Consider the following 14,042-nt stretch of genomic DNA (forward strand, 5'->3'; position numbering starts at 1 on the left):
GAAGACGCGCCTGGCCCCGATCGCCAGGTCCATGGCGCCGCCCACGGCCGGAATGGCGTCGGGCGCACCGGTGTGCCAGTTGGCCAGGTCACCCCGGGCCGAGACCTGGTAGGCCCCCAGCACGCAGATGTCCAGGTGGCCGCCGCGCATCATCGCGAAGGAGTCGCCGTGGTGGAAGAAGCAGCCGCCCGGCAGCAGCGTCACCGGCTCCTTGCCGGCGTTGATCAGCTCCGGGTCGACGGCGTCGGGCGCCGGTGCGGGGCCCATGCCCAGCAGGCCGTTCTCGCTGTGCAGGAAGATCTCGCGGTCGGCCGGCAGAAAGTTGGCGACCCGCGTGGGCAGGCCGATGCCGAGGTTGACGTAGGCGCCCTCGTGGATGTCGCGGGCGATGCGGGACGCCATCTCGTCACGGCCCATGCGTTGGTAGTTGGCCATGGGGCTCCTCAGATCTGGACGAGGCGTTGCACGAAGATGCCGGGGGTCACCACCTGCTCCGGGTCCAGCGTGCCCAGCGGCACGACGGTGCTGACCTGGGCGATGCAGACCTGGGCGGCCATGGCCATGATGGGGCCGAAGTTGCGGGCCGCCTTGCGGTAGACGAGGTTGCCCCAGCGGTCGCCTTGGTGCGCCTTGATGAGGGCGAAGTCGGCCTTCAGCGGCAGCTCCAGCACATAGTCCCGGCCATCGATGCGGCGGGTCTCCTTGCCCTCGGCCAGCATGGTGCCGGCCGCCGTGGGCGTGAAGATGGCGCCCAGCCCGGCGCCGCCGGCCTGGATGCGTGCGCTCAGATTGCCCTGCGGCACCAGCTCCAGCTCGATGTCACCCGCGCGGTAGAGCGCGTCGAAGACCTGGCTGTCAGACTGCCGCGGGAATGAGCAGACGATGCGGCGCACCCGGCGGGCCTTGAGCAGCGCCGCCAGCCCGGTCTCGCCATTGCCGGCGTTGTTGTTGATCACGGTGAGGTCCTTGGCCCCCTGCGCGATCAAGGCGTCGATCAGCTCGGCAGGCTGACCTGCCGTGCCGAAGCCACCGATCATCACGGTGGCGCCGTCGAAGACATCGGCCAACGCCTGTTCTGGCGTCTGAACCGTCTTGTCGATCATGGAACTGGTCTCCCCAAGAGGCATTGAATGACGGGGCCAGTCTAGGAATTCCGCTTCATCGGCAGGTTGGGCACACGGCGAATTTGTTCGTTGATCGGACGTTGTGTTCGAATAACGAACAAAATTCAAACGCGCCCTTTGCGTCTGGGTGAAGTTCAAGGGTTAACCCGAAGGAGTTCCGCGTGGCACGAACCACCCCCCCGGCCAGTCTTCTTGACGTCAGTGCGGAAGCCGCCGAAGCCGATGCCCACACCGGTGATCCGGACTTCATGGCCTCTCTGGCCAGAGGGTTGTCGGTGCTGCTGGCCTTTGGTCACCAGCAGCGCGCGCTCACCATGGCCCAGGTCAGCCACCGCACCGGCTTGTCGCGCGCGGCGGTGCGGCGCTGCCTCTACACCCTCTCGGTGCTGGGCTACACCCATTGCGAGGACGGCAAGCACCACCAGCTCAGCCCCAAGGTGCTGGCCTTCGGGCACGCCTACATGAGCTCATCCTCGCTGGCGCTGCAGGCACCGGCGGTGCTGGAAAAGCTCAGCGCGCAGATTGCCGAATCCTGTTCGGTGGCCACCTTGCAGGGGCGCGAGATCGCCTACATCGCCCGCACCAAGGGCTCCAACCGCATCATGTCCATCGACCTGGGGGTGGGCAGCCGGCTGCCGGCCTACTGCACGTCCATGGGCCGGGTGCTGCTGGCGGCCATGCCGGCAGAGCGGCTCGACGCATTCCTGGCAGGGCACAAGCTGGAGCGCCGCACCGAGCACACCATCACCGGCGTGCGCAAGCTGCGCCAGGCCCTGGCCCAGGTGCGCGAGCAGGGCTATGCCATCAACGATCAGGAGCTGGAGATCGGCCTTCGCTCGATGGCCGTGCCCGTGCGGGACCGCGATGGCCAGGTGGTGGCCGCGCTCAACATCGGCACCCAGACCTCACGGCGCACGGTGGCCGAACTGGAAACCAAGTTGCTGCCCCCGCTGCGCAAGGCCGCGGCCGAGCTGGAATCCAGGTTGTGGCGTTGACGCCCTCGGCTCAGCCGAACTTCTTGTAGGCCGCGGGCAGCGGCCGGGGGATGGGGCGCGCCTTGCCTTCATGGTCGATGGCGACGTAGGTCAGGTTGGCCTCGGTCACCTTCACCACCTGCAGGTCTTCCGGCGCGCGCTCGGCATACACCTCGACTTTCACCGTCATCGAGGTGCGGCCCACGTGGGCGATGGTCGCATAAAAGCTCAGCAGGTCGCCGATGGACACGGGCTGCTTGAAGATGAATTCGTTGACCGCCACGGTGGCCACGCGGCCCTTGGCCAGGCGCGCCGGCAGCACGGAGCCGGCCAAGTCCACCTGGGCCATGATCCAACCACCGAAAATATCGCCATTGCTGTTCGAGTCCGCCGGCATCGGTATCACGCGCAGCACCAGTTCCCGGTCGGTGGGCAGCTGGGTCCGCAGGTCCTCGGGCACACTGGCCGGATTCACGGGAATGTTCATTTCAGGGTTCCTGTGTATTGTTCTGAATCAATGAATGTGATTGTTCCACGATGCGTCGAAGTTCGCCTGTGACCGAATCGGCGGCCACGCCCCGTCAGCATGGGGATTGGGCCATCCTGCGGCAGCTGGCGCCGTACTTCTGGCAGTACCGCACGCGGGTGGTGCTGGCGCTGCTCTGCCTGGTGGCGGCCAAGGTGGCCAACCTGGGCGTGCCGCTGCTGCTCAAGCACCTGGTGGACGCGATGAACCTGCCCGCCAGCGACCCGCGCGCCCTGCTGGTGGTGCCGGCCGGGCTGCTGCTGGGCTACGCGGCGCTGCGCATGTCGGCCTCGCTGTTCACCGAGCTGCGTGAACTCGTCTTCGCCAAGGCCACGCACGGCGCCTCGCGCGAGATCGCGCTGCAGGTCTTCCGCCACATGCATGCGCTGTCGCTGCGCTTCCATCTGGAACGCCAGACCGGCGGCATGACGCGCGACATCGAGCGCGGCACCCGCGCCCTGCAGTCGCTCATCTCCTACTCGCTCTACACCATCCTGCCCACGCTGGTGGAGCTGGGCCTGGCGCTGGCGCTGCTGGGCGGCAAGTTCGACATGGGCTTCGTCTGGATCACCCTGGGCGCGCTGGTGGGCTACGGCATCTTCACCATCAGCCTGACCGAGTGGCGCACCCAGTTCCGCCGCAAGATGAACGAGCTGGATTCCAAGGCCCACCAGCGGGCCGTGGACGCGCTGCTGAACTACGAGACGGTCAAGTACTTCAACAACGAGGACTTCGAGGCCCGCCGCTACGACGAGGGGCTGGACGCCTACCGCCGCGCCCAGATCACCTCGCAGACCACGCTCTCCGTGCTCAACGTGGGCCAGCAGGCCATCATCGCGCTGTCGCTGTTGGCCATGCTGTGGCGGGCCACGGCCGGCGTGGTGGCCGGCCACCTCACGCTGGGCGACCTGGTGCTGATCAACACCCTGCTGATCCAGCTCTACATCCCGCTGAACTTCCTGGGCGTGCTCTACCGCGAGGTCAAGCAGAGCCTGACCGACCTGGACAAGATGTTCACGCTGATGGGCCGCGAGCGCGAAGTGGCCGACGCCCCCGAGGCCCGGCCGCTGCAGCTGCAGGGCGCGGCGGTGCGCTTCGAGGCGGTGGACTTCGCCTACGACCCGGCGCGTCCCATCCTCCAGGGCCTGTCCTTCGACATCCCGGCCGGCCAGACGGTGGCCGTGGTGGGCGCCAGCGGCGCCGGCAAGACCACGCTGGCCCGGCTGCTCTACCGCTTCTACGACGTGCAGGGCGGGCGCATCACCATCGACGGGCAGGACATCCGCCAGGTCACGCAGGACAGCCTGCGCAAAGCCATCGGCATCGTCCCGCAGGACACGGTGCTGTTCAACGACACCATTGCCTACAACATCGCCTACGGCCGGCCCGACGCCACGCCGGCCGAGGTTGAGGCCGTGGCCCGTGCCGCCCGCATCCACGACTTCATCGTCGCCCAGCCCAAGGGCTACGACACCATGGTGGGCGAGCGCGGCCTGAAGCTCTCCGGCGGCGAGAAGCAGCGCGTGGCCATTGCCCGCACCCTGCTGAAGAACCCGCCCGTCCTGGTCTTCGACGAAGCCACCTCGGCACTGGATTCGGCCAACGAGCGCGCCATCCAGGCCGAGCTGGCCAGCGCCGCGCGCGGCCGCACCACGCTGGTCATCGCCCACCGCCTGTCCACCGTGGTGGACGCGCACGAGATCCTGGTGATGGAAGCCGGCCGCATTGTCGAGCGCGGCTCGCATGCAGGGCTGCTTGCTCAAAGCGGCCGCTACGCCCGCATGTGGGCGCTGCAGCACAGCGCCGAGGCGGATTGAGCGTCCTCGGCCTTTCCGCCCTTTCGATCTTTCCTTGCGCTCAGGAGTTGCCTTCCCATGTCCCAGTTGCCCACGGTGCTGATCCTGTGCCATCTTGGCCCTGCTCACCTGGCCCAGATCGCCCGCCACGCCCACCCGATCTACGCCGCCACCAAGGCCGAGCGCGCCCAGGCGGTGGCCCGCGACGGCGCGCAGGTCCAGGCGGTGCTCACCATCGGCACCATCGGCCTGCGGGCCGACGAGATCGCGGCCATGCCGCAGCTGGGCCTGGTGTGCGCGCTGGGCGTGGGCTATGAGCGGGTGGATGTGGCGGCGGCGCGGGCCCGCGGCATCGTTGTGGCCAATGGCGCCGGTACCAACGCCAATGTGGTGGCCGACCAGGCCATGGCCTTGCTGCTGGCCTGCGTGCGCCAGCTGCCTTACAACGACCGCGCCTGCCGCGATGGCATCCTGCGCGAGCAACTGCCCACGCTGCCGCAACTGGCCGGCAAGCGCCTGGGCCTGGTGGGCTTCGGCGCCATAGGCGCCACCATCGCCCGCCGCGCCCTGGGTTTTGACATGCAACTGGCCTACCACACCCGCCGCCCGCGCCCGGAGCTGGCGCACCGCTATTTCCCCGCCGTGCGGCCCTTGGCCGAGTGGTGCGACATGCTGGTGCTGGCCGCGCCAGGCGGCCCGGAGACCCAGCACATGGTCAACGCCGAGGTGCTGGCCGCGCTGGGGCCGCAGGGCTACCTGGTCAACGTCAGCCGCGGCAGCCTGGTCGATACCCAGGCCCTGGCCGATGCGCTGCGCGCCGGGCAGATTGCCGGCGCCGGGCTGGATGTCTACGAAAGCGAGCCGGCTCCGCCCGCACCGCTGCTGGACCTGCAGCGCACGCTGGTGCTCAGCCCGCATGTGGGCGGCCGCTCGCCCGAGGCCATACAGGCCACTGTGGACCACTTCATCGCCAACCTCGAGGGCCACTTCGGCGGCCAGGGCGCGCTGTCCCCTGTGTGATCCCCCCGGTGTGATCGCCCTTCCTGCTGCCCTGCAGCCCCGCCGCCGGCCCTGCCGATAATCCCGCCATGGACACCAAGTGGCTTGAAGACTTCATCAGCCTGGCCGAGACGCGCAGCTTCTCGCGCTCGGCCCAGCTGCGCCACGTCACCCAGCCCGCCTTCTCGCGCCGCATCCAGGCGCTGGAGGCCTGGGCCGGCATCGACCTGGTGGACCGCTCCAGCTACCCCACGCGGCTCACCCCCGCGGGCGAGACCTTCCACGCCCAGGCCATGGAGATGCTGGGCGCCCTGCAGGCCACCCGCAACATGATGCGCGGCCACCAGGTGGCCGGGCAGGACATGATCGAGTTCGCGGTGCCGCACACCCTGGCCTTCACCTTCTTCCCGCACTGGCTGATGGAACTCAAGCAGCAGTTCCACGGCCTGAAGAGCCGGCTCATCGCGCTGAACGTGCACGACGCCGCGCTGCGCCTGACCGAAGGCAGCTGCGACCTGCTCATCGCCTACCACCACGCCACCCAGCCCCTGCAGCTCAGCGCCGACCGCTACGACATGCTCTGCCTGGGCTACGAAACCCTGGCGCCCTTTGCCAAGGCCGGCGCCGAGGGCGAGCCCCTGTTCCGCCTGCCCGGCACGCCACGCCAGCCGGTGCCCTTCCTCAGCTACGCCGCGGGCGCCTACCTGGCGCGCCTGGTGGAGCAGGTGCTCAAGCGCACCGCCCAGCCCGCCCACCTGGACCCCATCTACGAAACCGACATGGCCGAGGGCCTGAAGGCCATGGCCCTGGAAGGCCACGGCCTGGCCTTTCTGCCGGTGAGTTCGGTGCGCAAGGAGCTGCGCGCCCGCCGCCTGGTGCAGGCCGGCGCGCCGGAAGACGAGCTGACCATGGAAGTGCGCATCTACCGCGAACGCCCGGGCGGCAGCCGCCACGCCAAGCCGGTGGCCCAGGAGGTCTGGGACTTCCTGGAGAGCCAGGCCCGCAATGGCCGCTGAGGCACAGGACCCGGCCTCGGAGGGCGGCCCAGGCCGGCCGCTGCGTTGGCGCCGCCGCCGGTCGCTGGGGCTCACCCTGCTGGCCCTGGGCCTGATGCTGCTGGCCGGCTGGGGGGCGTTCACCGTCAGCGTGCAGCGCCGCACCGAGCAGTTGCGGGCCGAATCGAACCACCAGCTGGACCTGTTCGCCGCCGCCGTGCAGGGCATGGTGCGCCGGCTGGAACCCATGCCCGCCACCGTGCAGCTCAGCACCGAGGTGCAGGCCCTGCTGCGCCAGCCGGGCGACCCCGCGCGGGCGCAGGCTGCCAGCAGCTACCTGCGGCGCCTGAACGCCCACCTGGGCGGGGTGCAGCTCTTCGTGCAGGACCAGCGCGGCATCGTGCTGGCCGCCAGCGACCCGGCCCTGGTGGGTGACGATCTCTCCTTCCGCCCCTACTTCCTGGAGGCCCTGTCCGGCCGGGTGGGGCGGCACTTCGCCATCGGTGTGCGCGACGGCGTGCCCGGCTACTACGTCTCGCACCCCATCCACGATGGCGCCAAGGTGGTGGGCGTGGCCGTGCTCAAGATCGGCCTGGACCCGGTGGACGAGGCCTGGGGCATGCTGGGCGCGCCGGCCCTGCTGGCCGATTCCAACCAGGTGGTCATCCTGTCCTCGCGGCCGGAGTGGACCTACACCGCGCTGGCCGAGCTGCCGCTGGAGCGCAAGGTGGACCTGCAGGTCACCCGCCTGTATGGCGACCACCGCATCACCCGCTTTCCGCTGCAGGTGGACCTGCGGGTGGACGAGGACAGCCAGATCGTCGAAGGCGTGCTGCCCGCCGGCCTGGGGGCCAGCGGCGCCCAGGGCCGCGTGGCAGCCAGCCGCGGCATGCTGGTGCTGGGCCGCACGCTGGACGGCACCGACTGGCGCCTGCTGATGTTTGCCGACTTGCGCCCGGTGCGCCAGCAGGCCGCGCAGGACAGCCTGCTGGCCGGCGTCAGCGCCGGCTTCGTGCTGTTGCTGATGCTGCTGGTCAACCAGCGCCGGCGCATCGTGCAGCAGAAGCTGCAGCTCAACGCCGAGCTGGAAGAGAAGGTGGCTGCCCGCACCCAGGCCCTGAGCGACACCAACGCCCGCCTGCGCAAGGAGGTGCGCGAACGCGAGCAGGCCGAGCACACCCTGCGCGAAGCGCAGGACGAGCTGGTGCACGCCGGCAAGATGGCCGCGCTGGGCCAGCTGGCCACCGGCATCACCCACGAGCTGACGCAGCCGCTGGGCGCCATCCGCACCCTGTCGGGCAATGCGGTGGCCTTCATGCAGCGCGGCCAGCTGGACGCGGTCAGCGGCAACCTGGCCATCATGGCCCGCCTGGCCGAGCAGATGGGCGCCATCATCGAGCCGCTCAAGGGCTTTGCCCGCAAGTCCAAGGCCCAGCCGCAGGCCGCCCGCCTGGCCACCGCCGTGCACAACGCGCTGTTCCTGTACCACCAGCGCATCCGCAACGAACAGGTGACCGTGCACGACGCCACCGCCGACAGCCCCCTGGCTGCCTGGTGCGACCCCAACCGCCTGGAACAGGTGCTGATCAACCTCATCGGCAACGGCCTGGACGCCATGCGCGAACAGCCCCAGCGCGCGCTGTGGATCGACGCCGCCGCCCAGGACGGCCGCGTGGCCCTGCGCGTGCGCGACCAGGGCCCCGGCCTGGACCCGGCCCTGCGCGACCGCGTCTTCGAACCCTTCTTCAGCACCAAGTCCGCCGGTGGCGGCCTGGGCCTGGGCCTGGCCATCTCGCGCGACATCGCCCGCGAGGCCGGCGGCGAGCTGGAGGCGGACAATCACCCCGATGGCGGCGCCTGCTTCACCCTGTGGCTGCCGCCCGTGCCCACCCCCACCGCCCCATGAGCCAAGAACTCTCCGTGCTGCTGGTCGAAGACGACCTGCCCATGCAACTGGGCTGCCTGCAGGCCCTGCAGCTGGCCGGGCTGACCGTGGACGCCGTCGAATCGGCCGAGGCCGCGCGGCCCCGGCTGACGGCCGGCTTCCCCGGCGTGGTGGTGACCGACATGCGCCTGCCTGGCGCCGACGGCCTGAGCCTGGTGCGCCACTGCCACGAGCTGGAGCCCGAGCTGCCGGTCATCATGATCACCGGCCACGGCGATGTGAGCCTGGCGGTGGAAGCCATGCGCAGCGGCGCCTACGACTTCATCCCCAAGCCCTTCTCGCCCGAGGTGCTGGTGGAGGTGGTGCGCCGCGCGCTGGACAAGCGCGCCCTCACGCTCGAAGTGGTGGCCCTGCGCGAAGCCCTGGCCCGCAAGGAAGGCGGCACCGCGCGCCTCATTGGCCGCTCACCGCAGATGGTGGCGGTGCGCCAGCTGGTGGCGCGCGTGGCCTCGGCCCGGGCGGACGTGCTCATCCGCGGCGAAACCGGCACCGGCAAGGAGTTGGTGGCCCAGGCCCTGCACGATCTGTCCGGCCGCAAGGGCCCGCTGGTGGCCCTGAACTGCGGCGGCCTGCCCGACAACCTGCTGGACAGCGAACTCTTCGGCCACGAGGCCGGCGCCTTCACCGGCGCCGCCAAGCGCCGCATCGGCAAGATCGAACACGCCCACCACGGCACCCTGTTCCTGGACGAACTGGAAAGCATGCCCATGGGCGTGCAGATCAAGCTGCTGCGCGTGCTGCAGGACCGCGTGGTGGAACGCCTGGGCTCCAACGCCCAGGTGGCGGTGGACTGCCGCGTGGTGGCCGCCACCAAGGACGACCTGCTGCAAAAAGCGCAGGACGGCAGCTTCCGCAGCGACCTGTACTACCGCCTCAACGTCGTCACCATCGACCTGCCGCCCCTGCGCGAACGGCGCGAGGACATCCCCCTGCTGCTGGAGCACTTTCTGCTGCTGGCCGCCAGCCGCTACGGCCTGCCCCAACCGGTGGTGAGCGCCGCCCAGCTGCGCGCCCTGATGGCCCACCACTGGCCCGGCAACGTGCGCGAGCTGCGCAACGTGGCCGACTGCCTGGTGCTGGGCGTGCCCAGCGAAGTGCTGGGCGACGGCGAAGTGCCCGCCGCGGCCACCATGCTCTCACTGGCCGAAACGGTGGAAGACTTCGAACGCAGCCTCATCCGCGAAGCCCTGGGCCGCCACGGCGGCAGCATCACCCGCGCCGCGCAGGCACTGCGCGTGCCCAAGACGACGCTGGCGGACAAGGTGAGGAAGTATGGGTTGCAGGTGGGGGGGTGACCAGGCTCTGGCGGCGCAGAAGCCTAAGTTGCCGCGAAGCCAATGTTGCCCGTCCCGTCCTAGACGACCTTGAGTGCATTTGTGGCGGCCTTGCTCTTGCCTTAAAGTCACCTCAATCTAACAGGAGCCGAAGAGTCATCGATGAACAAGAAACTTGCTATGAAGGCGGCTGTTAAGGCGGGGTCAAGTGCTACCCGAGCTGCGAAAGCTACTTTAGGTGTGCCAATGAAGAAAATCGCTCCGTCACCCAGTGGGGCGCAGTTGAATATTCCAGACAAAGAGCCGCGCGATGTTTTGATGTCGATAAGAAAAAAACCTGCCATGAAGGCGATTCCTAAAGCGAAGCCACATGCCGCTCCCGCTGTGAAAGTTTCCTCAGCTGCGCCGTCGAAGCGAACCGATTCATCACGCAGTGGGCCAAAGTTGGATATTCCGGACGGAGAGTCGCAGGAGATTGAGCCGGCGCGCCTTCTTTTGGATCCATATAACTTGCGCTTATTGGAGCAGGTTCGGGATTCGTTCGATCGCATGGACGTCTCACTTTTGGGTCAACCTGCTGTGCAGGAAAAGTTGCAACAGCTTATTGTGGAGAATCCTCGATATGATGTGGACGCTCTGGTTAAGTCAATATCAAACAATGGATTTCTTCGGCATGAAAGAATAGTCGTTGCAAAGTATGATGGCGACAAATTCCTCGTGCTGGAAGGTAATAGAAGACTGACTGCGGTGAGGCAAATATACGAAATTAACGGACAGTCACTCACCAAGATGAGGGCTCGTGTCAGAGAATCTCTGATGACGTTGCCTTGCCTTGTTCTGACTGGTCCGGTAATTGGTCGATCTAAGCAGCATCTAGACGACTATAGACGTGATGCTGAGGTATATATCGGCATGCGTCACTTGATGGGAACAAAAGACTGGGATCCGGCAAGCCGCTACGAGTTCTTATCGCGACTAATTTTCGAAGAAGGCTGGAGTGTTCTGCAGATTGCCGAGCACTTTGGCCGGAAGAAATCAGAGGTGATACGTGATCTGAAGGCGCAGACGCTCTATCGAGACTTTGTTGCGTTCGAGAGAAGGAATAAAATTGAGCACACCTTGACCTATAACGCATTCGCTGAAGCGGCGCGAGCACCTGCTATTGCTAATTGGCTTGGTTGGTCAGACCGGGATGTGACGTTCTCTTCAAAGAAGAATGAAGAGGTCTTCTTTCACTACCTTATTGCCAAGCTGCCGAAGCACTTGGACGGGGCCTTGTTAGACGATGAGGGAGCGCTTCCGGAGGCTTCTGCCGAGCTCGCAGTTCGGCGTTTGCGAGATATGCTGAAGCTAGGTGATTCGATTGTGGAAGAAGCACTGGCTGACCGCGAATTTAAAAGTGCGGAAATATTATTTGAAAGCCGCAGGGAAGGTGCTCTAACAAAGAAACTCTCCAATTTCACCAATGCCTTGAGGCGGGTCTCCTCGGAAGAATTGCTTGAGTCCTCTGAGACCGAGCGTCGCCTCAATGAACTTCGATTGCAAATAGATCGGATGTTGAAAATAATCCGTGCCCTTCAGAGCTGAAAATGCTTTTGTCCCAAGCTCAGATCGCTATTGTTACCCGTGCTGCCGCCGCACTTGATGACGATGCTCCAGAGAAAACTCTTGAGGACTTCTTCGGTGAGGAGTTGGGTCTGAATACTCTCGAGCGCGCGAATTTAATTCCGGATCCAGATCCATCCTTGGATGGGAGTGTCAACATTAGCGAGCTGACAAAGGCGCGTGATACCTTGCTGCACGAGAGCGGAAAGATTCCGTCGTATGTTGTTTATAACCGACCAGGAAGTCGAAATCCCTTCATTTCAGGCATTGCTACTTACCTCTCGTCACTTGCTGGAAATTCTCATTCGGAAGCCGCATTCCTTGCGCGCTTAAGGCAGCGAGATCGTGTGCGAACTGAATTGCTGAGCTTTGCAAAAGGCCATGACCTTGAACTGTTGGCTGCGGCTATATTTGCCAAGTCTTGCGACTTTGGCGATGCTACAGCGGGATCGGGAGATCAAGGCATAGACGCGATTGCTGGAAAGAGCTGATTGCGTTGAAAGCCGCATTCCTTGAGGGTGTGTTGGGTAGCGATACGCCTCCACGGCCTGGGCACAAGGTTTTTTTTGTTGCATCGTCAAAGGCGTCAATTGCTGCGGGGCCGACGGGGAGTGCGCTGTTGAATCCAGCACACATTCGTGAGCTGGTTGGGGCTTGGCTGATACAGCGAAGCACTGTCGCTGCGTGGGGTAGCTTTGGTCTTCAGATGTTGTCTCCATTGCAGCTGGTGTTGGTGACGACTTATCGACTTAGTGATGAATCTCAATTTGAGTGCAAGAAGCTAGGTATTCAGGTTTGGGGGCGAACCGAACTAACGTATTTTATTTGTAAATACGCGCCCGATGAGGTCTTTGGTAATCAGGGCGGGGCATTTTCACCTGCAGAATTTAGAAAATGGTGGCGAGGAAAGCAGGGTACACGACAAGTGCGACAATATCTCGCTCACGGATGATGGTATTGGCCGCAAGTTGGACATCAAGGTGTAGACGGGATCCGAATTACAGCCGAATTTGGTGGAAGTCAGTTTGTTAAATTCTCACGCCACGCCGCTGCTGGTCGCTCAGCAAGCTGACAGTAGTGGTGCCACCTCAGCCGTGGCAGGCTGTATGTATCCGGTATTGCCCATCCGCGCCGCCGTCCCCTGGTGATACCTCAACCGCCAGCCACCGCCGTCCTGCACCCACACCGACGATCGAAGGGTATGCAGATGCAAAGTCCCATCGGCCTGCCGATGGGCGCTGCGGTAGGTCAGCAGGGCGACTTGGGGTGCCAGCAGCGCCACCTCGAACCCTTCCGACACCACCGGCGGGTGGTCGCTCAGGGAGGCGAGAAAGCCCAGCACCGTCTCTCGGTCGTAGGCGCGGCCGGATCGGCCGATCTCGTGGAACTGGGGATGGAGCAGCGCGTCCAGGCGCGCCGGGCTGCAGCGTGTGCCGGGGTGGTGCAGTTCCACTTCCAGGCCCTGCAGCAGAAGAAGCAGGTTTTGCATGGGTCCACCCTAGCGCAAAGCGGTGGCTTTGGGGGCGGGCGAGGAGGGCAGGGGAGAGGCGGGGGATGAACGGATTTCCGTCCGCCTGGATCGACGGGCGAACGGAAATCCGTCCGTGGTGGGGCCGCCGGGTGGGCGGCCGCCAGACCAGCGCCCATGATGCGACAGGCACTTGGGTGCGTGTTGCGCCGCATCAATGGGCCTGGCACGTTGCCTGCAAGAGCGGCCTCCATGTTGTCGGCGCGCCGCTCCCTCTTGTCCTGCTGCCTGGCCCTGGGCCTAGCCGCCGTGGGCATGGGCGCTGGCGTGGCCGCTTGGGGCGCGCCGCAGGCGGCGGCCAGCCCGGCCCAGCCGGAATCGCCCACCCTGGCCCGCATTGCCGAGACGGGCACCATCAACCTGGGCCACCGCGAGTCTTCGGTGCCGTTCTCGTACTACGACAACAAGCGCCAGGTGGTGGGCTATTCGCAGGACCTGATGCTGAAGGTGGCCGACGCGATCAAGGCCGAGCTGAAGCTGCCGGCGCTGACGCTGCGCCTGGTGCCGGTCACCTCGCAGAACCGCATTCCGCTGGTGCAGAACGGCACGGTCGATCTGGAATGCGGCTCCACCTCGCACACCACCGAGCGGGCCACGCAGGTGGCGTTTTCCACCTCCTTCTTCGTCATCAGCACGCGGCTGCTGGTCAAGCGCGATGGTGGCCCGCGGGACTTCCCCGAACTGGCCGGCCGCCGCGTGGTGGTCACCTCGGGCACCACGTCCGAACGCCTGCTGCGCAGCTACAACGAGTCGCACGGCAGCCGCATCCAGCTGCTGACGGCGCGTGACCATGGCGACGCCTTCCAGGCCCTGGAAAACGGCCAGGTGGACGCGCTGATGCTGGACGACGCGCTGCTCTATGGCGAGCGCGCCAAGGCCCGCAACCCGGACGACTGGATCGTCACCGGCACGCCCATGTCGTCCGAGGTGTACGGGTGCATGATGCGCAAGGACGACCCCGGCTTCAAGGCCGTGGTGGACCGCGCGTTGACCCGCTTGATGACCTCGGGCGAGGCATCGAAGATCTACACCCGTTGGTTCCAGCGGCCCATTCCGCCCAAGGGGCTCAATCTCAATTGGCCTCCGTCGGAGGCGCTGCTCAAGTTGTTCCGCCAGCCGGACGATCGGCCCTCGCCCTGAGGGCGACGACGGTCCCCGGTTTCTTTTGTCCTTGATGGAGTTGTGATGTCACAGACCCGCTTTGCTTTCNACACCCGCCGCACCGCCCTCGGCCTGGCGGTGTTCTCTGCCGTGCTGGGCACCGCTGCCCAGGCCG

The 14,042-nt window shown here is 66.0% G+C and carries 14 protein-coding genes; 10 read left to right on the plus strand and 4 right to left on the minus strand.

Annotated features, from left to right (window positions below; all coding sequences use genetic code 11):
- Both I73_RS03000 and I73_RS03005 read right to left on the minus strand, forming a co-directional pair.
- Positions 1-435 (minus strand): CoA-transferase (locus tag I73_RS03000; RefSeq protein WP_022979263.1); only part of this gene is annotated, 435 nt, incomplete at its 3' end.
- An 8-nt stretch (positions 436-443) separates the two neighbouring features.
- Entirely contained in the window at positions 444-1,103 is a 660-nt protein-coding gene (locus I73_RS03005; RefSeq protein WP_022979264.1) for a 3-oxoacid CoA-transferase subunit A, read from the minus strand.
- A gap of 182 nt (positions 1,104-1,285) precedes the next feature.
- Between I73_RS03005 and I73_RS03010 the strand changes: the two genes are divergently transcribed.
- Positions 1,286-2,119 carry an IclR family transcriptional regulator C-terminal domain-containing protein gene (locus I73_RS03010; protein WP_022979265.1) on the plus strand — a complete coding sequence of 278 codons (834 nt, stop codon included), beginning with the start codon at positions 1,286-1,288 and terminating at the stop codon, positions 2,117-2,119.
- 10 nt (positions 2,120-2,129) lie between these two features.
- Here I73_RS03010 and I73_RS03015 read toward each other — a convergent pair whose 3' ends face one another.
- Positions 2,130-2,585 (minus strand): acyl-CoA thioesterase, encoded by a 456-nt coding sequence (locus tag I73_RS03015; RefSeq protein ID WP_022979266.1) that lies wholly within the window; start codon positions 2,583-2,585, stop codon positions 2,130-2,132.
- Positions 2,586-2,635: 50 nt separating this feature from the next.
- Between I73_RS03015 and I73_RS03020 the strand changes: the two genes are divergently transcribed.
- The 8 genes from I73_RS03020 to I73_RS32285 all read left to right on the plus strand — a co-directional run bounded on the left by I73_RS03020 (position 2,636) and on the right by I73_RS32285 (position 12,190).
- Entirely contained in the window at positions 2,636-4,441 is a 1,806-nt protein-coding gene (locus tag I73_RS03020) for an ABC transporter ATP-binding protein/permease (protein ID WP_026096247.1), read from the plus strand.
- Between the two features lie 57 nt (positions 4,442-4,498).
- Positions 4,499-5,440 (plus strand): 2-hydroxyacid dehydrogenase, encoded by a 942-nt coding sequence (locus tag I73_RS03025; RefSeq protein ID WP_022979268.1) that lies wholly within the window; start codon positions 4,499-4,501, stop codon positions 5,438-5,440.
- 68 nt (positions 5,441-5,508) lie between these two features.
- The gene (locus I73_RS03030; protein WP_022979269.1) at positions 5,509-6,435 is read left to right on the plus strand and encodes a LysR substrate-binding domain-containing protein; all 927 of its coding nucleotides are present in this window, start codon (positions 5,509-5,511) and stop codon (positions 6,433-6,435) included.
- Positions 6,425-8,320, plus strand: coding sequence for an ATP-binding protein (locus tag I73_RS03035; protein WP_022979270.1), 1,896 nt, complete (start codon positions 6,425-6,427; stop codon positions 8,318-8,320). The genes I73_RS03030 and I73_RS03035 overlap by 11 nt, the downstream gene beginning before the upstream one ends.
- A complete protein-coding gene (locus tag I73_RS03040) occupies positions 8,317-9,654 on the plus strand; it encodes a sigma-54 dependent transcriptional regulator (protein WP_026096249.1) in 1,338 nt (445 codons plus the stop codon). The genes I73_RS03035 and I73_RS03040 overlap by 4 nt, the downstream gene beginning before the upstream one ends.
- Before the next feature lie 141 nt (positions 9,655-9,795).
- Complete coding sequence (locus tag I73_RS32275; RefSeq protein ID WP_148289664.1) at positions 9,796-11,220, plus strand: ParB N-terminal domain-containing protein; 1,425 nt, start codon at positions 9,796-9,798, stop codon at positions 11,218-11,220.
- A gap of 2 nt (positions 11,221-11,222) precedes the next feature.
- A complete protein-coding gene (locus I73_RS32280; RefSeq protein WP_148289665.1) occupies positions 11,223-11,729 on the plus strand; it encodes a hypothetical protein in 507 nt (168 codons plus the stop codon).
- 5 nt (positions 11,730-11,734) lie between these two features.
- Positions 11,735-12,190 (plus strand): hypothetical protein, encoded by a 456-nt coding sequence (locus I73_RS32285; RefSeq protein ID WP_148289666.1) that lies wholly within the window; start codon positions 11,735-11,737, stop codon positions 12,188-12,190.
- A gap of 108 nt (positions 12,191-12,298) precedes the next feature.
- Here I73_RS32285 and I73_RS25650 read toward each other — a convergent pair whose 3' ends face one another.
- Complete coding sequence (locus tag I73_RS25650; RefSeq protein ID WP_022979272.1) at positions 12,299-12,727, minus strand: DUF4440 domain-containing protein; 429 nt, start codon at positions 12,725-12,727, stop codon at positions 12,299-12,301.
- Positions 12,728-12,958: 231 nt separating this feature from the next.
- Here I73_RS25650 and I73_RS03050 point away from each other — a divergent pair, with 231 nt between their 5' ends.
- Positions 12,959-13,906, plus strand: a complete 948-nt coding sequence (locus I73_RS03050; RefSeq protein ID WP_022979273.1) for a transporter substrate-binding domain-containing protein — start codon at positions 12,959-12,961, stop codon at positions 13,904-13,906.
- Positions 13,907-14,042: the final 136 nt, after the last annotated feature.

Origin of the sequence: Ideonella sp. B508-1 (genome assembly GCF_000333615.1) — a bacterium.
Lineage (GTDB): Bacteria > Pseudomonadota > Gammaproteobacteria > Burkholderiales > Burkholderiaceae_C > Ideonella.

Excerpts from the sequence above, each read along its gene's own strand:
- I73_RS03005 (WP_022979264.1), bottom strand. The coding sequence starts at position 1,103 with ATGATCGACAAGACGGTTCAGACGCCAGAACAGGCGTTGGCCGATGTC.
- I73_RS03015 (WP_022979266.1), bottom strand. The coding sequence starts at position 2,585 with ATGAACATTCCCGTGAATCCGGCCAGTGTGCCCGAGGACCTGCGGACC.
- I73_RS03020 (WP_026096247.1), top strand. The coding sequence starts at position 2,636 with ATGCGTCGAAGTTCGCCTGTGACCGAATCGGCGGCCACGCCCCGTCAG.
- I73_RS03025 (WP_022979268.1), top strand. The coding sequence starts at position 4,499 with ATGTCCCAGTTGCCCACGGTGCTGATCCTGTGCCATCTTGGCCCTGCT.
- I73_RS03030 (WP_022979269.1), top strand. The coding sequence starts at position 5,509 with ATGGACACCAAGTGGCTTGAAGACTTCATCAGCCTGGCCGAGACGCGC.
- I73_RS03035 (WP_022979270.1), top strand. The coding sequence starts at position 6,425 with ATGGCCGCTGAGGCACAGGACCCGGCCTCGGAGGGCGGCCCAGGCCGG.
- I73_RS03040 (WP_026096249.1), top strand. The coding sequence starts at position 8,317 with ATGAGCCAAGAACTCTCCGTGCTGCTGGTCGAAGACGACCTGCCCATG.
- I73_RS32275 (WP_148289664.1), top strand. The coding sequence starts at position 9,796 with ATGAACAAGAAACTTGCTATGAAGGCGGCTGTTAAGGCGGGGTCAAGT.
- I73_RS32280 (WP_148289665.1), top strand. The coding sequence starts at position 11,223 with ATGCTTTTGTCCCAAGCTCAGATCGCTATTGTTACCCGTGCTGCCGCC.
- I73_RS25650 (WP_022979272.1), bottom strand. The coding sequence starts at position 12,727 with ATGCAAAACCTGCTTCTTCTGCTGCAGGGCCTGGAAGTGGAACTGCAC.
- I73_RS03050 (WP_022979273.1), top strand. The coding sequence starts at position 12,959 with ATGTTGTCGGCGCGCCGCTCCCTCTTGTCCTGCTGCCTGGCCCTGGGC.